This is a genomic window from Chthoniobacterales bacterium, assembly GCA_036569045.1.
Lineage (GTDB): Bacteria > Verrucomicrobiota > Verrucomicrobiia > Chthoniobacterales > JAATET01 > JAATET01.
In genome coordinates, this window is sequence record DATCRI010000011.1 from 55033 (window position 1) to 76045 (window position 21013).

Annotated in this window: 22 protein-coding genes; 8 read left to right on the forward strand and 14 right to left on the reverse strand. The window is 63.3% G+C overall.

The window, feature by feature from the left end; genetic code table 11:
- Positions 1-10 precede the first annotated feature (10 nt).
- The 3 genes from VIM61_03130 to VIM61_03140 are packed head-to-tail and all read right to left on the reverse strand — an operon-like array spanning position 11 to position 2301.
- Entirely contained in the window at positions 11-517 is a 507-nt protein-coding gene (locus VIM61_03130) for an NADH-quinone oxidoreductase subunit J (protein ID HEY8899377.1), read from the reverse strand.
- A gap of 46 nt (positions 518-563) precedes the next feature.
- Positions 564-1091, reverse strand: coding sequence for an NADH-quinone oxidoreductase subunit I (locus VIM61_03135; protein ID HEY8899378.1), 528 nt, complete (start codon positions 1089-1091; stop codon positions 564-566).
- Between the two features lie 7 nt (positions 1092-1098).
- Positions 1099-2301, reverse strand: coding sequence for a complex I subunit 1 family protein (locus VIM61_03140; GenBank protein ID HEY8899379.1), 1203 nt, complete (start codon positions 2299-2301; stop codon positions 1099-1101).
- 144 nt (positions 2302-2445) lie between these two features.
- Here VIM61_03140 and VIM61_03145 point away from each other — a divergent pair, with 144 nt between their 5' ends.
- Positions 2446-3507 carry a transporter substrate-binding domain-containing protein gene (locus tag VIM61_03145; GenBank protein HEY8899380.1) on the forward strand — a complete coding sequence of 354 codons (1062 nt, stop codon included), beginning with the start codon at positions 2446-2448 and terminating at the stop codon, positions 3505-3507.
- 279 nt (positions 3508-3786) lie between these two features.
- Here VIM61_03145 and VIM61_03150 read toward each other — a convergent pair whose 3' ends face one another.
- From VIM61_03150 to VIM61_03160, 3 genes are all read right to left on the reverse strand, one after another.
- Positions 3787-4371, reverse strand: coding sequence for a hypothetical protein (locus tag VIM61_03150; protein ID HEY8899381.1), 585 nt, complete (start codon positions 4369-4371; stop codon positions 3787-3789).
- 99 nt (positions 4372-4470) lie between these two features.
- Entirely contained in the window at positions 4471-4770 is a 300-nt protein-coding gene (locus tag VIM61_03155; GenBank protein HEY8899382.1) for a hypothetical protein, read from the reverse strand.
- A 263-nt stretch (positions 4771-5033) separates the two neighbouring features.
- Positions 5034-6689, reverse strand: a complete 1656-nt coding sequence (locus VIM61_03160) for a molybdopterin-dependent oxidoreductase (GenBank protein ID HEY8899383.1) — start codon at positions 6687-6689, stop codon at positions 5034-5036.
- 149 nt (positions 6690-6838) lie between these two features.
- Here VIM61_03160 and VIM61_03165 point away from each other — a divergent pair, with 149 nt between their 5' ends.
- On the forward strand, positions 6839-8320 hold the full coding sequence (locus tag VIM61_03165; GenBank protein ID HEY8899384.1) for a carbohydrate porin: 1482 nt from the start codon (positions 6839-6841) through the stop codon (positions 8318-8320).
- 83 nt (positions 8321-8403) lie between these two features.
- On the opposite strand, the gene VIM61_03170 is transcribed toward VIM61_03165, so the two are convergent.
- On the reverse strand, positions 8404-12027 hold the full coding sequence (locus VIM61_03170) for a response regulator (GenBank protein HEY8899385.1): 3624 nt from the start codon (positions 12025-12027) through the stop codon (positions 8404-8406).
- 327 nt (positions 12028-12354) lie between these two features.
- Between VIM61_03170 and pstS the strand changes: the two genes are divergently transcribed.
- The 6 genes from pstS to VIM61_03200 are packed head-to-tail and all read left to right on the forward strand — an operon-like array spanning position 12355 to position 17316.
- Positions 12355-13362 (forward strand): phosphate ABC transporter substrate-binding protein PstS, encoded by a 1008-nt coding sequence (gene pstS, locus VIM61_03175; protein HEY8899386.1) that lies wholly within the window; start codon positions 12355-12357, stop codon positions 13360-13362.
- Between the two features lie 52 nt (positions 13363-13414).
- On the forward strand, positions 13415-14407 hold the full coding sequence (gene pstC, locus VIM61_03180) for a phosphate ABC transporter permease subunit PstC (protein HEY8899387.1): 993 nt from the start codon (positions 13415-13417) through the stop codon (positions 14405-14407).
- A gap of 7 nt (positions 14408-14414) precedes the next feature.
- Positions 14415-15296 carry a phosphate ABC transporter permease PstA gene (gene pstA, locus VIM61_03185; protein ID HEY8899388.1) on the forward strand — a complete coding sequence of 294 codons (882 nt, stop codon included), beginning with the start codon at positions 14415-14417 and terminating at the stop codon, positions 15294-15296.
- Positions 15297-15301: 5 nt separating this feature from the next.
- Positions 15302-16123 (forward strand): phosphate ABC transporter ATP-binding protein PstB, encoded by an 822-nt coding sequence (gene pstB / locus VIM61_03190; protein ID HEY8899389.1) that lies wholly within the window; start codon positions 15302-15304, stop codon positions 16121-16123.
- 40 nt (positions 16124-16163) lie between these two features.
- Positions 16164-16856, forward strand: coding sequence for a phosphate signaling complex protein PhoU (gene phoU / locus VIM61_03195; GenBank protein HEY8899390.1), 693 nt, complete (start codon positions 16164-16166; stop codon positions 16854-16856).
- 55 nt (positions 16857-16911) lie between these two features.
- A complete protein-coding gene (locus tag VIM61_03200; protein HEY8899391.1) occupies positions 16912-17316 on the forward strand; it encodes a hypothetical protein in 405 nt (134 codons plus the stop codon).
- A 112-nt stretch (positions 17317-17428) separates the two neighbouring features.
- Here the strand turns inward: VIM61_03200 and rpsD are convergent, their stop codons facing one another.
- The 7 genes from rpsD to VIM61_03235 all read right to left on the reverse strand — a co-directional run bounded on the left by rpsD (position 17429) and on the right by VIM61_03235 (position 21012).
- Positions 17429-18040, reverse strand: a complete 612-nt coding sequence (gene rpsD, locus VIM61_03205; protein HEY8899392.1) for a 30S ribosomal protein S4 — start codon at positions 18038-18040, stop codon at positions 17429-17431.
- Between the two features lie 43 nt (positions 18041-18083).
- On the reverse strand, positions 18084-18470 hold the full coding sequence (rpsK, locus tag VIM61_03210) for a 30S ribosomal protein S11 (GenBank protein HEY8899393.1): 387 nt from the start codon (positions 18468-18470) through the stop codon (positions 18084-18086).
- Positions 18471-18758: 288 nt separating this feature from the next.
- Complete coding sequence (gene rpsM / locus VIM61_03215; GenBank protein HEY8899394.1) at positions 18759-19154, reverse strand: 30S ribosomal protein S13; 396 nt, start codon at positions 19152-19154, stop codon at positions 18759-18761.
- Positions 19155-19278: 124 nt separating this feature from the next.
- Positions 19279-19392 carry a 50S ribosomal protein L36 gene (gene rpmJ, locus VIM61_03220; protein HEY8899395.1) on the reverse strand — a complete coding sequence of 38 codons (114 nt, stop codon included), beginning with the start codon at positions 19390-19392 and terminating at the stop codon, positions 19279-19281.
- Entirely contained in the window at positions 19389-19619 is a 231-nt protein-coding gene (gene infA / locus VIM61_03225) for a translation initiation factor IF-1 (GenBank protein HEY8899396.1), read from the reverse strand. Before infA ends, rpmJ begins: the two co-directional genes overlap by 4 nt.
- Positions 19592-20356, reverse strand: a complete 765-nt coding sequence (gene map / locus VIM61_03230; GenBank protein HEY8899397.1) for a type I methionyl aminopeptidase — start codon at positions 20354-20356, stop codon at positions 19592-19594. The genes infA and map overlap by 28 nt, the downstream gene beginning before the upstream one ends.
- Positions 20353-21012: a nucleoside monophosphate kinase gene (locus VIM61_03235; GenBank protein ID HEY8899398.1), complete on the reverse strand. Its 660-nt coding sequence runs from the start codon at positions 21010-21012 to the stop codon at positions 20353-20355. The genes map and VIM61_03235 overlap by 4 nt, the downstream gene beginning before the upstream one ends.
- Position 21013: the final 1 nt, after the last annotated feature.

The following is a 21013-nucleotide window of genomic DNA, read 5'->3' on the forward strand; positions in this document are numbered from 1 at the left end:
AATTCCGAATTCATTTCAGCTCCTTCTTGCTGAGGACGACGACGCCGATCGTGGCGACGAGCAGGAGGACGCCGATGATCTGGAAGGGCAGGTTGAACTGCGTGAAGAGAGTCGTGCCGACGGATTTCACGTCGTTCGACAGCGAGACTCCGACGACGGGCTTCGTGGCTTTGAAAAACGCGTCGTTCGAGTGCAGGACCTTCATCAGGATGACGAGGAAGCCGAGCAGCACGGCCCCTCCGCCGACGACGGCGGGCAGGTTGAGCTTGCGGGTGCGCTCGGCCTTGAGATCGAGCAGCATGATGATGAAGAGGAAGAGGACCATCACCGCGCCGGCGTAAACGAGGATCTGGATGATGCCGATGAAGTAGGCATCGAGCATGATGAAGAGCGAGGCAAGGCCGAGGAACGACATCACGAGGCACATCGCCGAGGTGACGGGATTTTTGGCGAGCACCACTCCCACGCCGAAGGCGAGCATCAGTGCGGCGAAGGTCCAGAAGAGGAACAGGGACACGGTGGTGGGTTCGGCGAAGGGGTTGGTTGGCTCTCTTGACGCGGAACTATTTTTGATCGTTCCACTTGTTGATCACGTCGGGCATCACGCCGCCGAGCTCGTAGAGCTTGGCCTTGTTGTGCTTCATTTCCGCGCGGCTGTAGCCGGTGATCGCGTAGTCCTTGCGCAGGAAGATGGCCTGCTCGGGGCAGACTTCCTCGCAGAGGCCGCAATAGATGCAGCGGATCATGTCGATTTCGAATTCCTTCGGGCGCTTCTCGACCTTCGCCCAGACGTCGGTCCGGGGAATTTCCTCGGGCGTGATGGTGATCGCCCGCGGCGGGCAGATGAATTCGCAGAGCTGGCAGGAGACGCAGCGCTCGCGGCCCCACTCGTCGGCGACGAGCGTGGGCGCGCCGCGATACCACTCGGGCAGCTTGTCGTCCCATTTTTGCTCGGGGTATTGCATCGTCTCGGTCTTGCCGCCGAGGGATTTGAAGAAATGGCGAATCGTCAGCATGAGACCGCCGAGCACCGCGGGCAGGTAGAGCTTTTCCGCGAGGCTGAGTTTCGGGCGTTGGACGACGAGGGCCATATTCCGATCAGGGTTTGAGGTAAACGAGCACCGCGGCGACGAGGAAGATATTCGCGAGGGCGATTTCGAAGAAGTAGATCCAGCCGAGGCGCATGAGCTGGTCGTAGCGGAAGCGCGGGACGGTCCAGCGCACCCAGATAAAGAAGAAGATGAAGGCGCAGACCTTCGCGAAGAAGACGTTGATGTTCACGAAGCCCCAGAAGGCGCCGGGCACCCAGCTCCACACGTGATTCTCCAGGCCGAAGAGCCACGTCGAGGTGCCGTCGGGGATCCACGGCAGGCTCCAGCCACCGAAGAAGAGCGTCACGATCACGCCCGAGCCGGCGATCATGGCCGCGTATTCCCCGAGGAAGAACAGCGCGAAGCCCATGGAGGAATATTCTGTGTGGTAACCACCGACGAGCTCCTGCTCGGCCTCGGGAAGGTCGAACGGCGTGCGGTTCGTCTCCGCAAACATCGAGACGAGGAAGATGATGAACGAAATGCCCATCAGCGGGATGAGCGCGAGACGCCACCACTCGAAGTGAACACCGCCGACGACCGAGATCGGGAAGATGAGCCAGCCGTTTTTGATCTGCCAGTCGACGATCTGCGAGAGGTTGATGGTGCCGCAGATGAGGAAGACGGGCACGACCGAGAGGCCGAGCGCGAGTTCGTAGGAGATCATCTGCGAGCTGGAGCGGATGCCGCCGAGGAAGGGGTATTTCGAGTTCGAGGCCCAGCCGGCGAGCACGATGCCGTAAACGCCGAGCGACGAGACGGCGAAAACGTAGAGGACGCCGACGTCGATGTTCGCGATCACCATCTGGACGGGCTTGCCGTCCGGCCCGGTGAGGAACGAGCTGCCGAAGGGGATGACCGCCAGCACGAGCAGCGGCGGGATCATCGTGAGCTTCGGCGCGATGTAGTAGTAGAACTTGTTGACCGAGTTCGGGATGAAGTTCTCCTTCAGCAGGAGTTTGATGGGGTCGGCGACCATCTGCCCGAAGCCCCAGAGGTGGGGATCCTTCTTGAAGCCGAGGAGCGAGGCCGGCGCGCCCACACGATTTGGCCCGAGACGATCCTGAATGAAGGCGCTGACCTTGCGCTCGGCGAATACGGAAAGCGAGACAAGCGGAAGGATGGCGCCGAAGAGGACGAAAAGCGTCTTCAGGATCGAAGTCCAGACGAGGAAGACGATTGGTTGCTGGAGAAAGTTGAGGGAGTCCATTCGCCGCGGCCCTTCGATAGCGGTTTTCCCGCAGGAGTGTCGAGGCGCAAACGCGCAAAATCACACAAACCTCGCAAATTCGGGCGCATCCCCAACGAGGCGGCTTGACGCACGGTCGCACGCCTTCGCAGATTGCCGGCCTCCATGCGTCTCCTTGTTGTCCTCTCGCTGCTCGCGGCATCGTTCCTCTCCACGGCCTCGGCGGAAACCGTCCAAATCGTCACCCGAAACGTGGAACCCTTCTCCTTCGAGCAGGATGGCAAGCGCACCGGCTTCGCGATGGAACTCTGGGAAAACCTCGCCAGGGAGCTGAACGTGGACGCGACGCTCACCCTCGTCGACACGCCCAAACAAATGGTCGAGGCCGTTGCCGCAAAGACGGCGGACGTCGGCGTCGGCGCCCTCAGCATCACCGCCGAGCGCGAGAAGATCATCGATTTCTCGCAGCCCTTCTTCGCCGCCGGCCAGCAGATCGTCGTGCCACGCACCGGGGACAGCGGCTCGATCTGGTCCGTCGTCAGCACGGTGCTGAACTGGCGCTTCGTCGGCTCCTTCGCGCTGCTGATTTTCGTGATGCTCGTGATCTCGCACCTCGTCTGGATGTTCGAGCACAAGGTCAACGAAGACATGTGGCCGAAGCCCTACGTCGCGGGCATGTGGGAATCCTTCTGGTGGTCGATCAGCACGCTCCTCGTCGGCGGCGCGGACAACAAGGGCCCGATCGGCGTCGGCGGGCGCCTCGTGGCGATCGCGTGGATGCTGCTGAGCATCGTGCTCGTCTCCCTGCTCACGGCGAGCTTCGCCAGCACGCTCACGGTGAACACCCTCCAGGGGGACATCAACTCACCGAAGGACCTCGAGGGCAAATCCGTGGCCACGGTCGCCGGCAGCGCCTCGGTGACGATCCTCAACAACCTGCGAGCCCGCGTGCAGGGCTTCCCCAACGTGCGAGCGGCCCTCGACGCCCTGAAGGCCGGCAAGGTGAAGGCCGTGGTCTACGACGCGCCCATCCTCAAATACGCCCTCAAGGAGGAAGCCTACTCCGGCCTCATGCCCATCGCCGGCGAGTTCGACATCAGCAACTACGGCCTCGCCCTGCAGCAGGACAGCCCCCTGCGTGAACGCGTGAATCAGGCCCTGCTCACCCTCAGCGAAAACGGCACCACCGAGAAGCTCCGCGAGAAGTATTTCGGCACGACGGAGTAGGCCACCGGCGTCGCCGGCTCCTCCGGCCGCCGCATGAGTTCGCGCACGACAGCCCGGGCTTGAAAAGCCAACTCTCGGCAGATCAGCCCCTCTGTAAGACGAGGCTGGCCGATGATCGCCCAGCCCTGGCGAACGATTGACCAGTTCTGGTGAATGACCGACCAGAGGCAAGGTCTCGTCAACTTTGCCCTCCTACAGGGGAGCGCGAGATGCTCAGAGAGCTAACGACACCAAGCTGAGCGACAGCCGGAGCCGTTCACTGCAGCGCATGATTAGGCCTCATTTGGGTGCGGACAGAAAGCGTGTCCGTAATGCTGCTGAATCGCTATCATAAACGATCCCGATAGCCACAACATACTTTGCAGCGGTCGCGAGTGTCGCAGAAGTCGGATAAAGTTGTGGCGCTGACGAAGAGGCCAATAGCCCTAGAATGGAAACACCCTGATACGATAGATGTTCATCCATCGGCACTGGACGCCAACCAGCGGACGAAAACTGCTGCCAATGGGGAAAGGCGTCGCTCAAGTCTCGGGAATTGGAGCCGTCCACAATAGCCGCTCGTCGGAACTGATTCGACTCGAACTGCCACAGAAGCTGAATATGTCCGCGGAAGGGTTGCGGTTGATGGGTTCCGACACTCATCATCGCGGGACCTTTTATCTCGGCCACTTGCTGGCCGTCGGCGAAAAGTAACGTGACTGGATAGTAGGCAGAAGCAGAATCCGGCAATGTAAAGCTCGCGTCCAGCGTGCGAATGCCCATGAAAGTGCGCAACTCGTGGTCAATTGTGCGGGGCGGTTCTGGCAAATCGGGCTTCTCGCAGCCGCTTAACAACGCGAGAGTTATAAAGAAGAGTGAGCGCATGGCGTGTTTGAGGCCTAACGACCCAAGCTCAGCGACCCGGCCCACGGGACGCCATGATTGCAACCGCGACGCTCAAGCCGGGTTCGCTGCAGCGCATGGTTAGGCATCACTGCCTGCCTCCATCAGGACTTGATCCATCTGCTCAACCAAACGCCACACACGTTCGTTTACTTGGAACTGCGTCAAACCGCTCTGCGCTTTTGGGTAATGCGGTGAGTCACCCAAGAAGCCTCGCGGCCCACAAAGTATTCGCAGGGCTGCAAGCACATCACGGTCGCATGGATTACGACGCACTCGTTCGCGATAACTCAGGAACTGCTCGATGCGGGTCTCATCCTCGTCGCACTGCCGGAGGAGCACAATAATCTCATCCAGAGTCTCTATGAGGCGCGTCTCCATGATGCCTAACCGGTGATTATACGACTGAAGGTGTTTGGCCAGTCGTATATTGAGGGTTGCCGGCGGGGAGTGTCCTTCGGCGATGGCGCTCTTCGAGGCCGCGAGAATACTCTGTGAGGCTGCGACGCGGCGGCCTTTCGCTCTGGACGGAGAATGCCCGGGTGGGGCGAAGCCCAGTCGTCTCTGACGGCGGGTGATTTGGCTCCGTTCGATCCGACATTCCCGAAACCGCGAGCAGTCATTACGGCCGGAGGTTGCTCCCTTTAGCGCCGGGCGATCGCTTCGCCGAGGTTCAGCTCCACGCCGAGGTCGCCGATGGCGGCCATCGACAGGCCGGCGAGCTCCGGGACCTCGGCGGCCATGGCCTTGAAGACTTCCTCGATGGAGTAGACGCCATTCTGGCCGCCGACGGCCACGGTGAGGTCACGGAGGATTTCCCAGTCGTCGCGGGCCTTGCCGGGGGCGGGAATGGCGCGGTTCAGCCGCTGGATGCGGCCGGCGAGGTTGATCATTGTTCCGCGTTTCTCGGCCGGGGCGCTCGCCGGGAGCAGGACGGTGGCGTGCGGGGTCGTGTTGTTCGGCAGGATGTCGAGGACGACGAGGGTGTCGAGCTTCGCGAGGTCGCCGGCGGCGATGCCGCATTTGGTGGCGTCTTCGCCGAGCACAAGCAGGCCGCGGATGGAGCCGCTGGCCACGCCGGCGCCGATATCCTGCAGCCGGCCGGGGAGGTGCATGCCCAGGAGCTTCGCGCCGGTGGTGTTCGGATTGCCGTCGTTGGCGATGAGGTAGCCGTCGCCTTCCTGCGGGCGGGGCAGGATGTCGATCTGGTCGATGCCAAGGGCCTGGGCGAGCCGCCGGGCGAGGAAGAGCTCCTCGTTCGTCATGCGGGCGGAGGCGATCATCGCGAGGCGGGAGGGCTCGAGGGCCTTCAGCCGCGAGGCGGCGGTGGCGATGGCCTCGCTCCACGCGACGGGGGAGTTCTTCACGAGCGGCGTCTTGAGGCGGTCCGCATCGTGGAGGTAATGGAAATTCAGCCGGTGGCTGTCGGGCATCCAGCAGGAGTTCACGAAGTCGTTCTCGCGCGGGGTGATGCGGTGGACGATGCCTTCGCGCGAGGAGATGACGATGTTCGTGCCGGTGCCGCAGTTCGTGTCGATGGTCTTGGTCTCCTTGAGGAACCAGACGCGCATCTTGAAGCGGAAGTCCTTGCTGGTGAGGGCGCCGACGGGGCAGATGTCGACGGTGTTGAGCGAGTAGTTGTTGTCGAGGCGCTTGCCGGGATAGACGGTGAGCGTGGTGTGGCTGCCGCGGTTCACGAAGCCGAGGACGTCGTCGTGCGCAACCTCCTGCATGAAGCGGATGCAACGCGAGCACATGATGCAGCGCTCGTCGTCGAGGACGATGCGCTCGCCGATGTCGACGCGCTTGGGCTTCTTGACCTTCTCCTCGATGAAGCGGGACTCGCCCTTGCCGTATTCGACGGAAAATTCCTGGAGGCGGCACTCGCCGGCCTGGTCGCAGATGGGGCAGTCGAGCGGGTGATTGATGAGGAGGAACTCCATCACGCCCTTGCGGCAGTCCTCGACGAGCTCGCCGGTGGTGCGCACGCCCATGCCCTCGCTGATCTCGGTGGCGCAGGAGATGGCCGGGCGCGGGCTCCAATTCAGGATCGGGTGGCCGTCCTCGCCGAGCTCGGGCTTGCGATCCGCGCCCATCTTCGGCATGCCGAGCTGGACAAGGCACATGCGGCAGTTGCCCGGCGAGCTGAGCTTCGGGTGGTAGCAGTAGTGCGGGACGTATTGGCCGGCCTTCATGCAGGCCTCGATGAGCCGGGTGCCCTTGGGGAACTGGCGCCATTCGCCGTCGACCTGGACGTTGAGGAGGGGGACTTCCGTTTGCGGGGGAGCGGTCGTCGTCATCGCAGGAAATTTACATGGGGGATTTCGGCGGGATTGTCCACGCTCAAACGCGCCGGACCTGGGCCGGAACCCATGTTACGAAATCGTCACATTGGCCAACTTTGCGTCTCCTCCTCGCGCGGCAAGATCGCCCCCCTCTTCCAAAAACTATGAAAACCTCCTCGAAATCCCGCCTTCGCCCCGCCGGCTGCCTCGGCGCCCTCGGACTGCTCGCTTCCGTGATCGCCGGCGCGCCCTCGCCCTCGCTGGCCGGCACCTCCACGTCCGCCTCCACATCGGACATCACCGTCTCCGAAGAAAGCGCCCTCTCCGCCTGGTGGAACGGAAAATACGCCACGGGCAACTGGTTCGGCGTGCGTGACCTTCTCGAAGACCGCGGCATCAACTTCAGCGCGAAATACACCGGCGACTACTACGGCGTCGTCGACAGCCAGCGCGGCTCCCGCGGCTTCTGGGACCAGGAACTTGCCTTCGCGGCCACGGTGAAATTCGACAAGCTCCTCGACGTCGAGGCCCTCGAGGGTCTCTCGGCCTTCGGCGGCGTGCGCTATCGCGACTCCCGCGCCGACTCGAACCCGAACAACTTCGTGCAGGCCAGCGGCAACTTCCAGCCGTCGCACTTCCAGTCCGGCACGCAGTGGCGCCTCATCACCTTCGGTCTGGAATACGCCACGCCCGAGGCCTTCGGCGTGAAGCAGTTCCTCACTCTGCGCGGCGGCTGGATCCAGCCCCAGAAGGAATTCATCGACCAGCCGCTCTCGAAGCTGTTCGTGAATAACACCTTCGAATCCTCGAAGGGCATCGGCGGCAATATTCCCTTCTCGTCGAGCTACTCCACCTGGGGCGGCACGCTGAAGCTGAAGCCTACCGAGTGGTTCTACATGAAGGGCGGCGCATTCCTCGCCTTCCCCAGCGCCACCTCGAGCTCGAACCACGGCCTCGCCATGGAAGGCTACGCGCAGGATCCCAGCCGGAACGGCACCCTCTGGATGGCGGAAACCGGCGTCACGCCTTCGTTCGGTGAAGCCAAGCTCGACGGCAAATACGCCATCGGCGGCTACTACTTCGGCGTCGGCAACAACTCGTTCTTCGGCGAGCGCTACGCGGGCCAATACGGCTTTTACGGGCAGGCCGACCAGCAGTTCTTCCGCGAGCCGTCGCCCGAGGTCGAGGTCCTGGCCAAGGGCCCGTCCGACAGCAAGTCCGTCGTGGACGACAAGTCCGGCAAGAGCTTCAAGGAGCCCGTCTCCATGGAAAAGCCAAAGCTCAGCAAGCAGGGCCTCTACATGTTCAACCTCGTGACCTTCGCGCCGAAGTATAACAACATCCTGCCGTTCTACTTCCACACCGGCTTCAGCTACGTCGGCCTCATCCCCGGCCGCGACGAAGACCAGACGCTCCTCGCGTTCGGCTACGGCTCCTACAGCTTCTCCAACATCGAGAACCTTCAGGAAAACGTCGGCAACGTGAACCAGCCGAACTACACCGCCGTGCTCGAAGCGGGCTACCGCATCCAGCTCAACAAGTGGCTCTACACCCAGCCCTTCGTGCAATACATCATCAAGCCGAACGGCACGGGCAACGTCCAGAACGCCACCATCCTCGGCGTCCAGAGCAGCGTGATCTTCTAATCACCGCTCGCGAACTCTTCGAACAATCCGGGCCCCGTGGATTCCTTCCGCGGGGCCCGTCTTCTTTACCGACGGCGGCCGCGCTACGCCGTCAACCCGCAGCGGCGGAGCACCGCACCGAGGTCGTCGAGCCGGACGGGTTTGGTCACGAAATCGTCCATGCCCGCGCTCAGGCATTTCAGGCGGTCGCTCGGCATGGCATTGGCCGTGAGGGCGATCACCGTGATCCGCGGATTCACGCCAGGAACCTCGCCGGAGCGAATGCGCTGCGTGGCCTGGTAACCATCGAGCTGCGGCATCTGGCAATCCATGAAGACCGCGTCGTAGCGGCGCTCGGCGATCAATTGCAACGCGGTTTCGCCGTCGCTGGTCACATCGACCCGATGCCCGAGCCGCTCGAGCAGCAGCTTTGCGACGCGCTGGTTGGAAATATTGTCCTCGACCAGCAGAAGCTCGAGACCGCTGGCGGACTCGACGAAGGCGGGCGCCGAAGAACTCGCCGGCGCGGAATCCGCCGCACCGACCAGCCGCAACAGCGTGCGCCGCAATTCCGCGCCGCGCACCGGCTTCGTGAGGATCGCGTCGAAAAGATGCTCCCCGTCGATCAGGCCATGCGAGGCCGCCGACGAGAGCAGAACGAGCTGATCCGCGCCCCGTCCCCGCACCCGGCCGGACTCGCGCAGCTCCCGCGCCAGGGAGGCGCCGTCCCGCTCGGGCATGTGCCAGTCGAGCAGGGCCGCGGAGAAGGGTTCGAACTGCCGGTCGAGCACCTCGATGGCCTCGGCGGCACTCGCCACGCACTCGGAATTTGCGCCCATGGCGGCGAGCTGCGCGGCGACGACCTTGCGATTGTTCGCGTTGTCGTCCACGACGAGAAACCGCCGTCCGACGAGCCCGTCGCTCGACAAGCTTCCCGGCTGGCTTTCGGCGAGAGGAAGTTCGAGCTCGAACCAGAACGTCGATCCCTCGCCCTCGCGACTGTCGAAGCCGATCGCCCCGCCCATCAATTCCACGAGCTGCCGGCAGATCGCGAGGCCCAGGCCGGTGCCACCGAAGCGGCGCGTCGTGGCGGCATCGGCCTGCGTGAAGGGCTCGAACAAGCGGTCCTGCGCTTCCACCGGAATGCCCGCCCCGGTGTCGCGCACTTCCGCGCGAATCGCCGCGCGGTTGCCCGCGGCGTGGACAAGCTTCACCTGCACGAGCACCTCGCCGCGTTGCGTGAACTTCACCGCGTTGCCCGTGAGATTCATCACGACCTGGCGGATGCGCCCCCCATCGCCCACCAGACGGGCCGGGAGATTCGGGTCGCAATCGAGCACCAGCTCCACGTCCTTTTCGTGGGCGCGAGGCGCGAGCAGCAGCGCGCAATCCTCGACCACGCGACGCAGATCGAACGGCTGGGCGTCGAGATGCATGCGCCCGGCCTCGATCTTCGAAAAATCGAGAATGTCGTTGATGATCGTGAGCAGGGACTCGGCGCTATGGAGAACCGTCTCACTCATCTCGCGCTGTTCGGGCGGCAACGGCGCGAGCAGCAGAAGCTCGGACATGCCGATGATGCCGTTCATCGGCGTGCGCAGCTCGTGGCTCATGTTCGCAAGGAACTCGCTCTTGAGACGCGAGGCCTCGACGGCGGCGTCGCGCGCCTCCGCCAGGCTCGCCTCGAGGCGCTTGCGATCCGTGAGGTCGTGACCAATGAATGCCGCCCCGGAAAACTCCTCGTCCTCGTCGTGCAGCGAGGTCACGCTCAACCAGGCCGGAAACTCGCCGCCGCCCCGCCGCATGAGTCGCCATTCGCGCTCGATCACCTCGCCCCGGCGCGCCCGCTCGAAAAAGCCCTCGATCGTTCCGTCGCCACCGAATGCGCGAATCAGTTCGTCACGGTTGTGCCACGCCAGAGTCGCCGGGCGGCCGATCGTCTCCGCCGCGCGCCAGCCGAGCGTGCGCTCCGCCGCGACGTTCCAGCTCCGCACGAGCCCCGCCGCATCCACGGAAAAAATGAAATGCGTGGCGCCTTCGAGAATGGCGCGCAGTTCCTCAGTCGCCTCGGCCACCCGATGCGCGAGCTCCTCGGCATGCTGCCGCTGGTCGTGAATGTCGACGGAACTGCCGATCCAGCGAATGATGGCGCCCTCGGCGTTCCGCTCGGGCCGCGCGCGCACCTCGTGCCAGCGATAGGTTTGATCGGATGCCCGCAGGTAGCGATTTTCGCGCATGTAGGGCTCGCCAGTCTCCCGGGCCCGGCGGAAATCCGCCTCCGCCGGTCCGCGATCATCCGGATGCAGGGCCTCCGTCATGCGACCGTCCTTGAGATCCGCGCGAGTCATCCCGCAATAGTCGACCAAGGCCTCGTTGAAATACTCGAGATTTCCTTCGGGATCGGTCGTCCAGACCATGTAAGGCATCGTGTCCGCAAGGAACCGCATGCGCTCCTCCGCCGCCCGCAGGCCGGCATTCGCCTCCTCCAGCGCAGAGGTGCGCTGGAGGACCCGCACCTCGAGGCGGGCGTTCAGGGCCTCGAGTTCCTCGAGAGCGTGCCGTCGCTGCCGGGCCGCCACCCGGGCCGCCAGCAACGCAGCGATAATGAGAAGCACCGCGACACCCGCCGCAACGATCAACATCCCCAAACTCTCCCGGGAGAGTTGCTCCGTCCGCGTCCCGCGTTCGCCAAGGAGGCGCTGCTCCTCGGCCAGCATCTCGTTGAGCTTCGCTTCGACGGCATCGCCGGCCTGCAGACTGGCAAGGACCTCTCGTTTGCGGACATCAAGCCCAACCTGTCCGAGGGTGCCCATCGAGAGGAGCCTGTCATTCTGGACGAGTTTCTGCCGCAGGAGGTCGTTCAGCGCCTCCGCCCGCGCGGCCTGCGAGACATTGTCCTTCACGAGGTTGTTGAGCTCGCCGTATTGACTCCAGAGCTGGGCCTGGGCGGCTTTCAACTGCCCCACGGTCGCGGGATCTCCCGTGTTGTAATGCGAACGCTCCAGCCGGTCGGCGACCTCCACCTGCTGGCCGATTCGGCGCAGGACGTCCCGCACCTCCAACGTGTGCCGCACCTCGCGCTGACCCTCGAGCAGACCGAAATTGCTCAACACCGCCGTGGCCGCGACCGAGGCAAGGATCAGAATGCCGGTGAAAAACAGGGCCGGGCCGAAGTCGAACCGGCGATTGCGCTCACGGAGGGCAACCAAAAATCCGGTCGCCAGAAGAAACAGCGCCGTCGCGCTGGGCAGCGACATCCCCGAGATGTTCCCCCAGCGCGCCACCGGGCGCAGCCCGGTCGCGTAGCCGAGCAGCGCCAGCACGATCACCGCCATCGCTGCGCTCCCCAGCGCCGCGCCTACGCCCACCCAGAAGCGCGCCCTCGAGGCAAACGCTCCCATGGCCAGCCCCAGCAGGATGATAGCCGTGCCCGCGTTCGGCGAAATGCGCGCCGATCCTCCCGGCAACGGCGCAAAGAACAGGGTGTCCACCCGGTAGGTCTTGCCCGTGAAATACTGCGAGACCACGATCCCCGCGAACAACGTCACCACGAGACCAAGGGCACTAGCCGCCGGCCGCACCCGGAGCGCCATCAGGATCAGACCGAGCGCGAGCAGCACCACACACACCGCGGTATTCGGCACCATCGCCGCAGAGGCAATCCCCCAGTTTGCCCAGAGCGGAACCTTCAGGATGGCTCCCAGACTGCCCGCCACCGCGATGCCCATCGCGAGAATTGCAAAAACGAAAGGCAGCCAACGACGAGGAGCGGAAGCGGACGCGTGCATTGTGAGTGGTGGATTGCCGAAAACCGCCCGGACGCTACCGATCGTCCGCATCACTCACAAGCTCTTCGGAAGTTCACCATCCGATTCCGTCGCCAGGGTCGACCTTTCCCCCGCTTCCGCCCTTCATCCCCCGGACCGGCGATTTTTGGGCTCGTGAGTCAACCCTCGAAATGCCACAACCCATCCATGTGACGAAATCGTGACATGTTGCCTTTTTACGGTTCCAGCCATCGCCGACATGCTTCGTCCTCAATCCAAACCCTACTCATGAAAACTTCGACTCTCTCCCGATTCGCTGCCGCGCTCGTTCTTGGAGCGACCGCCTCCGCGCATGCCGTCCAGCTCAGTGGCGCAGGCGCCAGCTTCCCCGCCCCGCTCTACCAGCGCTGGGCCGTCGACTACAACAAGGCCCACCCCGACGTGCAGGTGAACTACCAATCCGTCGGCTCCGGCGCGGGCATCAAGCAATTCATTGCCGGCACCGTCGATTTCGCCGCCAGTGACGCCGCCATGAAGGACGACGAGATCGCCAAAGTCGCCAAGGGCGCCGTGATGATCCCCGCCACCGCCGGCTCGATCGTCATCGCCTACAACCTCCCCGGTATCACCGACCTCAAACTCTCCCGCGACGCCTACACCGGCATTTTCCTCGGCAAGATCACGAGCTGGGACGACGAAGTCATCAAGAAGGACAACCCCGGCATCGCCCTGCCCTCCCTTCCGATCAACGTCGCCTACCGCTCCGACGGCAGCGGCACCACCTTCGTCTTCACGAAGCACCTCGCCGCCATCAGCCCGGCGTTCAAGGATGAGGTCGGCAGCGACAAGTCCGTCGAATGGCCTGTCGGCGTCGGCGGCAAGGGCAACGAAGGCGTCACCGCCCTCATCAAGCAGACTCCCGGCACCGTCGGCTACGTGGAGTTCGGCTACGCCGTAGGCAACAGCCTCCCCATGGCCAGCCTGCAGAACAAGGCCGGCACGTTCGTGAAGCCCACCGCCGAAAGCGGCGCCGCCACCCTCGCCAGCGTCGAACTTCCCGCCAATCTCCGCATCTGGCCCGAAGACCCGACCGGCACCGACGCCTACCCGATCGCGACCTTCACCTGGCTCCTCCTCTACGGATCCTATGGCGACGCCGCCAAGCTCGCCGCCCTCAAGGATTTCGTGAAGTGGGGCCTCACCGACGGCCAGAAGCTCGCTCCCGGCCTCGGCTACATCCCGCTCCCGGCCCCGGTCGTCGAGAAGGCCACCGCCGCCCTCGACTCCGTCAAGTAACCTTCCACCGGCGACGCGGGCCTTCATAAAACCCGCGTCGCCTCTTTTTTCCATGGATCCCGCACCCGACATCTCTGCCACTGCGCCCCTGGAAACCGGGACGTCCCGCTCCCTGGCGTCCTTCAAGCGCGCCCCGGATCTCTTCCGCGTCCTCTGCATCATCACCTCCGTCGCGACCGTCGCGACCCTCGCCTGGATGATTTTCGAGATCACCCGGCAATCCATGCCCGCCATCGAGAAATTCGGCTTCGGCTTTCTCAGCGGCGCCAAATGGCAGCCCAATCGCGAAATCTTCGGCGTCCTCCCCTTCCTGATCGGGACCACCGTCAGTTCCGTCATCGCGATCCTTCTCGCCCTCCCCCTCGGCCTCGCCGTGGCCATTTTTCTCAGCGAAGACTTTCTCCCCCCGCCCGCGCGGCAGTTCATCCGCTTCACCGTCGAGATGCTCGCCGCCATCCCGTCCGTCGTTTACGGCCTCTGGGGCATCTTCGTCGTCATCCCGCTCGTCCAGACCTTCGGGCAATGGGCGGTCGTCGCGTTCAAGGGCGTGCCGGTCCTCGGCACGATCTTCGCCCCGCCCGCATACGGCAACAGCATGCTCACCGCCAGCCTCGTGCTCGCCCTCATGATCCTGCCGACCATCACCGCCATTTCCCGCAGCGCGCTCGTCGCCGTGCCCGCCACCCTTCGCGAAGGCAGCTACGCCCTCGGCGCCACCCGCTGGGAAACGATCCTCGGCGTCCTCCTGCCCACCGCGGCGCCCGGCATCGTTGCCGCCACCATTCTCGCTCTCGGCCGCGCCATGGGTGAGACGATGGCCGTCGCCATGCTCATCGGCAACAGCTCGCGCCTCACCGCCTCCCTGCTCGCCCCCGGTGGCACCCTCGCCGGCCTCCTCGCCAACCAGTTCGGCGAAGCCTCCGGCCTCCAGATCTCTTCCCTCATGTTCGCCGCTCTCATCCTCATGCTGCTCACGCTTCTCGTGAATATCCTCGGCGAGCTCGTCCTTCGTCACACCCAGCGGCAGACCGCCGGCATCCGTTGAACCCGCCATGAGCCTAATGCCCACCGCCGCCCCCGAGGACTTCTTTGCCCGCGCCCACGCCGGCTCCTCCCGCCGCGCCATCGGCAACCGCCTGCTGAACGTCGCCTGCGTCGGCCTCGCGCTCGTCACGTTTGTCCCGCTGGCGTCCATCATTTTCCTTCTCGTCAAGAAAGGCCTGCCGCTTCTCAGTTTCGACGTCTTCCGGCTGCTCCCGCCCGCCGCGGGAATGACCGGTGGCGGCTTCGGCAATGCCGTCGTCGGCACGCTCCTCATGGTCGGTATCGCCCTCCTGCTCGCCGCTCCGCTCGGCGTGCTCTCCGCGATCTTCGCCACGGAATACGCTCCCACCTCCCGCCTCGCCCACGCCGTGCGCTTCGTCGCGAAGCTGCTTACCGGCATTCCGTCCATCATCTGCGGTGTCTTCGCCTACGCCGTCATCGTGCTGACGACCGGCGGCTTCTCCGCCTGGGCCGGCGGCTTCGCCCTCGCGATTCTCATCCTGCCGACGATCATCCTTACCTCCGAACAAGCCCTTCTCGGCGTGCCGAAGGCCTACCGCGAGGCCTCCTACGGCCTCGGCGCCACGAATTTCCAGACGATCTGGCGCATCGTCCTGCCCGATGCCGTGCCCGCCATCATGACCGGCATCATGCTCGCCGTCGCCCGTGCCGCCGGTGAGACCGCCCCGCTGATCTTCACCGCCCTTTTCAGCCAGTATTGGATCCATTCCGCCATGGAGCCCACCGCGTCCCTCTCGGTGCTCATCTACAATTTTTCGACCCTCCCCTACCCGCATCAGGTGAACATGGCGTGGACGGCCTCGCTCGTTCTCGTCATTTTTGTCACCATCGCGAACGTGACCGCCCAGGTGGCGTTTCGCAAAAAATAACCGCCATGCCCGCAATGGAGCCCAGCACCGCAACCGTCGCCCACTCGCCCGCCTCCGCACCCGCCGAGCCTCGCGCAGATTTTCTCCGAGCGAAAAGTTTCAACTTCTTCTACGGCAAGAAGCAGGCGCTGTTCGACGTGAACATCGCCATCCCCGAGCGTGAGGTCACTGCCTTCATCGGGCCCTCGGGCTGCGGCAAATCCACCTTGCTGCGCAATTTCAACCGCATGAACGATCTCATCGACGGCGTGCGGCACGAGGGCGACATCACCATCAACGGTCGCAGCATCTACGATCCCAAGATCGAGATCATCGCCCTGCGCCGCAGCATCGGCATGGTGTTCCAGAAATCGAACCCCTTTCCGAAGTCGATCTACGAAAACATCGTCTATAGCCTGCGCATCGCCGGCGAAAACAACCGCAAGGTTCTCGACGAAACCGTGGAACGCAGCCTCCGTGGCGCCGCCCTCTGGGAGGAAGCGAAGGATCGTCTCCATGATAGCGCCCTCGGTCTCTCCGGCGGCCAGATGCAGCGTCTCTGCATCGCCCGTGCCATCGCGAACCAGCCCGAGATCCTGCTGATGGACGAGCCCTGCTCCGCGCTGGACCCGATCGCTACCGTGAAGGTCGAGGAGCTCATCCACTCGCTCAAGCAGCAGTTCACCATCGTGATCGTGACCCACAACATGCAGCAGGCCACCCGGTGCTCGGACAACACCGCGTTCTTCTACCTCGGCAAGCTCATCGAGTTCGATCGCACCCAGAAGATCTTTTCGAATCCCTCGCAAAAACAAACCGAGGACTACATCACCGGCCGTTTCGGTTGATCGAACAAATTCCGCTCCACCCTTCACCCTTTCACGTCTCATGCCCAGCAACGGACCCCACATTCTCAACAGCTTCGAGGCCGCCCTTCAAAGCCTGCGCAACAACGTGCTCATGATGGCCAGCCTCACCGAGCGTAATCTCGCGAACGCCACGAAAGGCCTCTTCGAACGCGACGACGAGCTCAGCAACGTCGTCATCGCCGACGACGAGGAAATCGACCAGCTCGAGATTCTCGTGGATCGCGACGGCGTCGACGTGCTCATGCGCTACCAGCCCGTCGCTTCCGACCTCCGCCAGGTCGTCACCTCCATGAAGAGCAGCGTGAACATCGAGCGCATCGCCGATCAGGCCGTGAACATCGCCCGCCGCGCCCGCAAGCTCACCGCCGTGCCCGAGATCGCCATCGTTCACTCCCTCGAGCCCATGTTTGCCCTCGCCACCAGCATGTTCGCCGACGCGATCAAGGCCTATGCCGATGAGGACGCCGAAATCGGGCGCCAGCTGAAGCCTCGTGACAAGGAACTCGACGAAATGAACCGCAATTTCGCGGAAGCCTGCACCGAGCGTATGGCTGAGGAGCCCCACCTCATCCCCTCCTACCTCAATCTCATCTTCGTCGCCCGTTTCATCGAGCGCATCGGCGACCACGCCGCAAACATGGGCGAGGACGTTGTCTTCTCCGTGGCCGCCGAGGAGATTCGCCACACCCAGGGCGCCGCTCCGATCGCCTGATTTTTCCCCAAATTTGGATGGGACGGCGATCGCCCGACTTTCGTAGATTGCGGGCATGATTTCACCTACCCGTCTTCTTCTCGTCGGCGCCCTCACCCTCAGTGGCTGCACGAGCGCCGAGGACTACGCCCGTAACAACAACGCCACCGCCGGCTGGCTCGCCGCAAATGCCGGCCAGCCGTCCGTGAACGTCGCCGGTCGATGGATCTCCGAAGAATGGGGCGACGGCGAATTGAAGCAAAAGGGCAACCGGGTCACCGGCATCCTCGACGAATATCCCGTCGGCGGCGTCTTGAATGGCAGAACGCTTTACCTCGCCATCACGGAGGATGGCTGGACGAACGAAACCGCGGTTCTCCAGCTCGTGAACCGCAATACCCTCGAAGGCCTCTCCTCCGAGAGCATCCCCTTCAATTCCGCCGACGCGAATCCCGTCCGTCTGCAACGGGCGGCTCCCTGATCCCAGGGGCAATCCGGGCAAATAAAAAGGCGCCCGCCTGAAACAACCAGCGGGCGCCCCTTTTTCCGACAGTGGATCAAACAGACTCCACCGCCAAGTTGGTGCGGAAAAACTAGCGCGAGTAAAGTTCGACCACCAGCTGCTCGTTGGCAATGGGGTTGATCTCGTCGCGAGTCGGGATGCGGGTGAGCTCACCCGCGAGATTGTCGCGATCGACGATCAGCCAATCGGGCACGGTCGCGATCTGGGTCTGATCCAGATTGCGCTGCGCGAGACGCTTCGAGTTCGCGGCGTCCTTGATGGTGATCTTGTCGCCGGGCTTGAGCGTCGCCGAGGCGGCGTCGAGCTTGCGGCCGTTCACGAGGACGTGACCGTGCGCGACGAGCTGGCGGGCGCCCTGGCGGGTCTTCGCGAAGCCCATGCGGTAGACGAGGTTGTCGACGCGGGTCTCGAGGAGCTGGAGCAGCGTCTCACCGGTCACGCCACGGCGGCTGACCGCAATGTGGAAGTAACGACGGAACTGCTTTTCGAGCACGCCATACTGGTGGCGGAGCTTCTGCTTCTCGGCGAGCGCGAGCGCGTATTCGGAAACCTTGCGGCGCGAACCCTTCGGGCCGTGCATGCCCGGGGGATAGTTCTTGCGCTCGAAAGCCTTGGCGGAGCCGCCAAGGAACACATTGTAGCGGCGGCTGATTCTGGTTTTGGGACCGGTATTGCGGGCCATGATCTAGGAAATGGTTGAGAGTTGGTGGTTCAGAAACAGCAACTCAGACGCGACGCTGTTTCGGCGGGCGGCAACCGTTGTGCGGAACGGGCGTCACATCCTTGATGATCGCGATTTCGAGGCCGATGGCCTGCATCGCGCGAACGGCGGATTCGCGGCCGGCACCAGGGCCCTTCACGCGAACTTCGACTTCCTTGAGGCCGTGGCCCATCGCCTGGCGGCAGGCATCCTGAGCAACCATCTGCGCGGCGTAGGCCGTGCTCTTGCGGGAGCCCTTGAAGCCCATCTTGCCGGCGCTCGACCAACCGATCACGCCACCGCGGAGATCCGTGATGCTGACGATCGTGTTGTTGAAGCTGGCCTGCACGTGGGCGATGCCCTGCGTGATATTCTTGCTGCCCTTGGCCTTGACGACCTTGATCGGCTCGATCGTGTCGTCCAGCGAGATGCTGATCGGAGCGGGAGCGGCAGCTTCCTCTTTCTTCTTGGGAGCCTTCTTCGCGGCCTTCGGCTTTGGCTCGGCCGCCGCAGCGGGAGCGGCAGCTTCGGTCACGGGAGCGGGAATGTCGGCGACCGGAGCGGTCTCGACAACGGGAGCCGAGGCCTCAACGGCAGGAGCGGCTTCCTTCTTCGCCTTCGGAGCCTTCTTGACGGGCTCGGACTCCGGCGTCGGAGTGATGGATTCGTTCGTGTCTTCGGACATGATGCGGGATTCGGGTTAGACCTTGCCGGTCTTGGCGTTCGGATTACGCTGCACGCCCACCGTCTTGCGGGGTCCCTTGCGGGTGCGAGCATTCGTGGAGGTGCGCTGTCCGCGCACGGGAAGGCCGCGGCGATGACGAATGCCACGGTAACAATTGATGGCCTGCAGGCGCTTCAGATTGCTCTGCAGTTCACGGCGAAGGTCGCCTTCGATGATGATGCGGCTCTGGCCGATCGCGTTGATGATCGCGTTGAGCTGTTCCGGCGAAAGGTCTTTCGCGCGGACGTTCGGATCGATGTTGGCCTGCTCGAGCACGCGCTTCGCGGTCTTCGGGCCAATGCCGTAGATGTAGGGCAGCGACGCTTCGATGCGTTTGTCGCCGGGAATATCAACTCCAAGTAAACGGGGCATAATGAATTTTGGATTTCGGATTTTCGATTTTGGATTTTTTGATTTTGGAGGCCAGCCGCCGGGATTTCGTCATCGGGTAGCTACCCCCAAATCCAAAATCCAAAATCCAAAATCTAAAATGGAATCAGCCTTGCTTTTGCTTGTGACGGGGATTCTTGCAGATCACGCGCAAGACGTTCTCACGCTTGACGATCTTGCAGCTTTCGCAAAGCCGTTTGACGGATGCTCGGACTTTCATGGTTTCTTTTCTTTGTAGCGGTAAGTGATGCGGCCTTTCGTGAGGTCATAGGGGGACATTTCGACCCGGACGATGTCGCCTGGGGAGATACGAATGAAGAGCAATCGCATCCTGCCGGAAATGTTCGCCACGATGCGATGACCGTTCTCCAGTTCGACTCGGAACTGGGACTTGGGCAACGATTCGACGACCTGAGCCCTTACTTCAATAGCGTCTTTCTGCGCCATGTCAACACTTCCGGTTGATCGTTTGTGATCAAAATTGTGTGTTCGAAATGGGCGGATGGCAGACCGTCACGGGTAACGACGGTCCATTTGTCTTCGAGAATGCGCACGTCGTGACGCCCCATGTTCACCATGGGCTCGATCGCGAGCGTCATTCCCGCCTTCAATTTCGGCCCGCTTCCCTTGCGACCGTAATTCGGAACCTGGGGCTCCTCGTGCAATTTGCGACCGACGCCGTGCCCGACGAATTCGCGGACAACGCTGTAACCATTCTTGACGACCTGCTCCTCGACGTAGTTGCAGAGGTCACCGAGTCGGCGACCGGCGACGGCAAATTTCAGGCAGCCGTTGAGCGTCTCCTCGGTCACGCGCAGCAAATTCTCGACCTCGGGATCGACGATGCCCACCGGCACCGTGACGGCCGTGTCGCCGATCCACCCATTGAGATCCACGCCGCAATCGAGCGTAACGATATCGCCATAGTTGATCTTCCGCGGACCGCCAATGCCGTGGACGACCTCCTCGTTCAACGAAATGCAGAGCTGGCCGGGATAGCCGCGGTAGCCGAGAAAGGCACTGCGCGCCCCCGCGTCAGCAATCAGCCTTCCCGCGTGACGATCGAGTTCACCGGTCGTGATGCCGGGCTGGATGAGATCGGCAACGGCATTGAGGACGCGAGCCGCCAGATCTCCGGCCGCGCGCATCTTCTCGATCTCGGAAGGGGTTTTGATCGGAATCACGCCGGCACGCCTTCCTCGATGAACTCGGACAACTTTTCAAAAATGGCTTCACGACCCATGGCAGCATCGATCTCGATGAGGCAGCCGGAGGCGCGGTAATGTTCCACAACGGGTTCGGTGTGGAGGCGATGCTGAGCCAGCCGCTCCGCGAGCGCCTCGGGAATATCATCTCCACGGCGGATGAGCGGCCGGCCGCACGAAGGGCAGGCATCGCCATCGGTCACATGGTGAATCGTCGCACTGAACGTGGCCCCGCAATAGGCGCAGGTGATGCGACTCGCGACCCGTCGGCGGATTTCGTCGTCCGCAAGTGCCAGATGAAAAACGGCGTCGAGCGAGACGTCCATCGCAACGAGCTCGGAGTCGAAGGCTTTTGCCTGACCGAGGGTCCGGGGAAAGCCGTCGAGGAGAAAGGCATCCGCGCCCGTTTTCGCGAGCCAGTTGCGCACGACCGTGAGCGCGATCTCGTCGGGAAACAGGCGGCCTCGCGCGATCCATTCATCGGCCTCGCGACCGAGCGCCGTGCCGCGCATGCGCTCTTCCCGGAGCAGCGCGCCGGTCGAGACATTCGGAATGCCGAACCTCGCGGCGATCAATTCCGCCTGGGTGCCTTTGCCGGAGGCCGGCGGCCCCAGCAGAACGATCCGCCGCTTCAAA

Excerpts from the sequence above, each read along its gene's own strand:
- VIM61_03140 (HEY8899379.1), bottom strand. The coding sequence starts at position 2,301 with ATGGACTCCCTCAACTTTCTCCAGCAACCAATCGTCTTCCTCGTCTGG.
- rpsM (HEY8899394.1), bottom strand. The coding sequence starts at position 19,154 with ATGCCCCGTTTACTTGGAGTTGATATTCCCGGCGACAAACGCATCGAA.
- VIM61_03155 (HEY8899382.1), bottom strand. The coding sequence starts at position 4,770 with ATGGAGACGCGCCTCATAGAGACTCTGGATGAGATTATTGTGCTCCTC.
- infA (HEY8899396.1), bottom strand. The coding sequence starts at position 19,619 with ATGGCGCAGAAAGACGCTATTGAAGTAAGGGCTCAGGTCGTCGAATCG.
- pstC (HEY8899387.1), top strand. The coding sequence starts at position 13,415 with ATGGATCCCGCACCCGACATCTCTGCCACTGCGCCCCTGGAAACCGGG.
- VIM61_03150 (HEY8899381.1), bottom strand. The coding sequence starts at position 4,371 with ATGCGCTCACTCTTCTTTATAACTCTCGCGTTGTTAAGCGGCTGCGAG.
- phoU (HEY8899390.1), top strand. The coding sequence starts at position 16,164 with ATGCCCAGCAACGGACCCCACATTCTCAACAGCTTCGAGGCCGCCCTT.
- VIM61_03135 (HEY8899378.1), bottom strand. The coding sequence starts at position 1,091 with ATGGCCCTCGTCGTCCAACGCCCGAAACTCAGCCTCGCGGAAAAGCTC.
- pstA (HEY8899388.1), top strand. The coding sequence starts at position 14,415 with ATGAGCCTAATGCCCACCGCCGCCCCCGAGGACTTCTTTGCCCGCGCC.
- rpmJ (HEY8899395.1), bottom strand. The coding sequence starts at position 19,392 with ATGAAAGTCCGAGCATCCGTCAAACGGCTTTGCGAAAGCTGCAAGATC.
- VIM61_03200 (HEY8899391.1), top strand. The coding sequence starts at position 16,912 with ATGATTTCACCTACCCGTCTTCTTCTCGTCGGCGCCCTCACCCTCAGT.
- pstB (HEY8899389.1), top strand. The coding sequence starts at position 15,302 with ATGCCCGCAATGGAGCCCAGCACCGCAACCGTCGCCCACTCGCCCGCC.
- VIM61_03170 (HEY8899385.1), bottom strand. The coding sequence starts at position 12,027 with ATGGGCATCGCGGTGGCGGGCAGTCTGGGAGCCATCCTGAAGGTTCCG.
- VIM61_03145 (HEY8899380.1), top strand. The coding sequence starts at position 2,446 with ATGCGTCTCCTTGTTGTCCTCTCGCTGCTCGCGGCATCGTTCCTCTCC.
- VIM61_03160 (HEY8899383.1), bottom strand. The coding sequence starts at position 6,689 with ATGACGACGACCGCTCCCCCGCAAACGGAAGTCCCCCTCCTCAACGTC.
- VIM61_03165 (HEY8899384.1), top strand. The coding sequence starts at position 6,839 with ATGAAAACCTCCTCGAAATCCCGCCTTCGCCCCGCCGGCTGCCTCGGC.
- rpsD (HEY8899392.1), bottom strand. The coding sequence starts at position 18,040 with ATGGCCCGCAATACCGGTCCCAAAACCAGAATCAGCCGCCGCTACAAT.
- pstS (HEY8899386.1), top strand. The coding sequence starts at position 12,355 with ATGAAAACTTCGACTCTCTCCCGATTCGCTGCCGCGCTCGTTCTTGGA.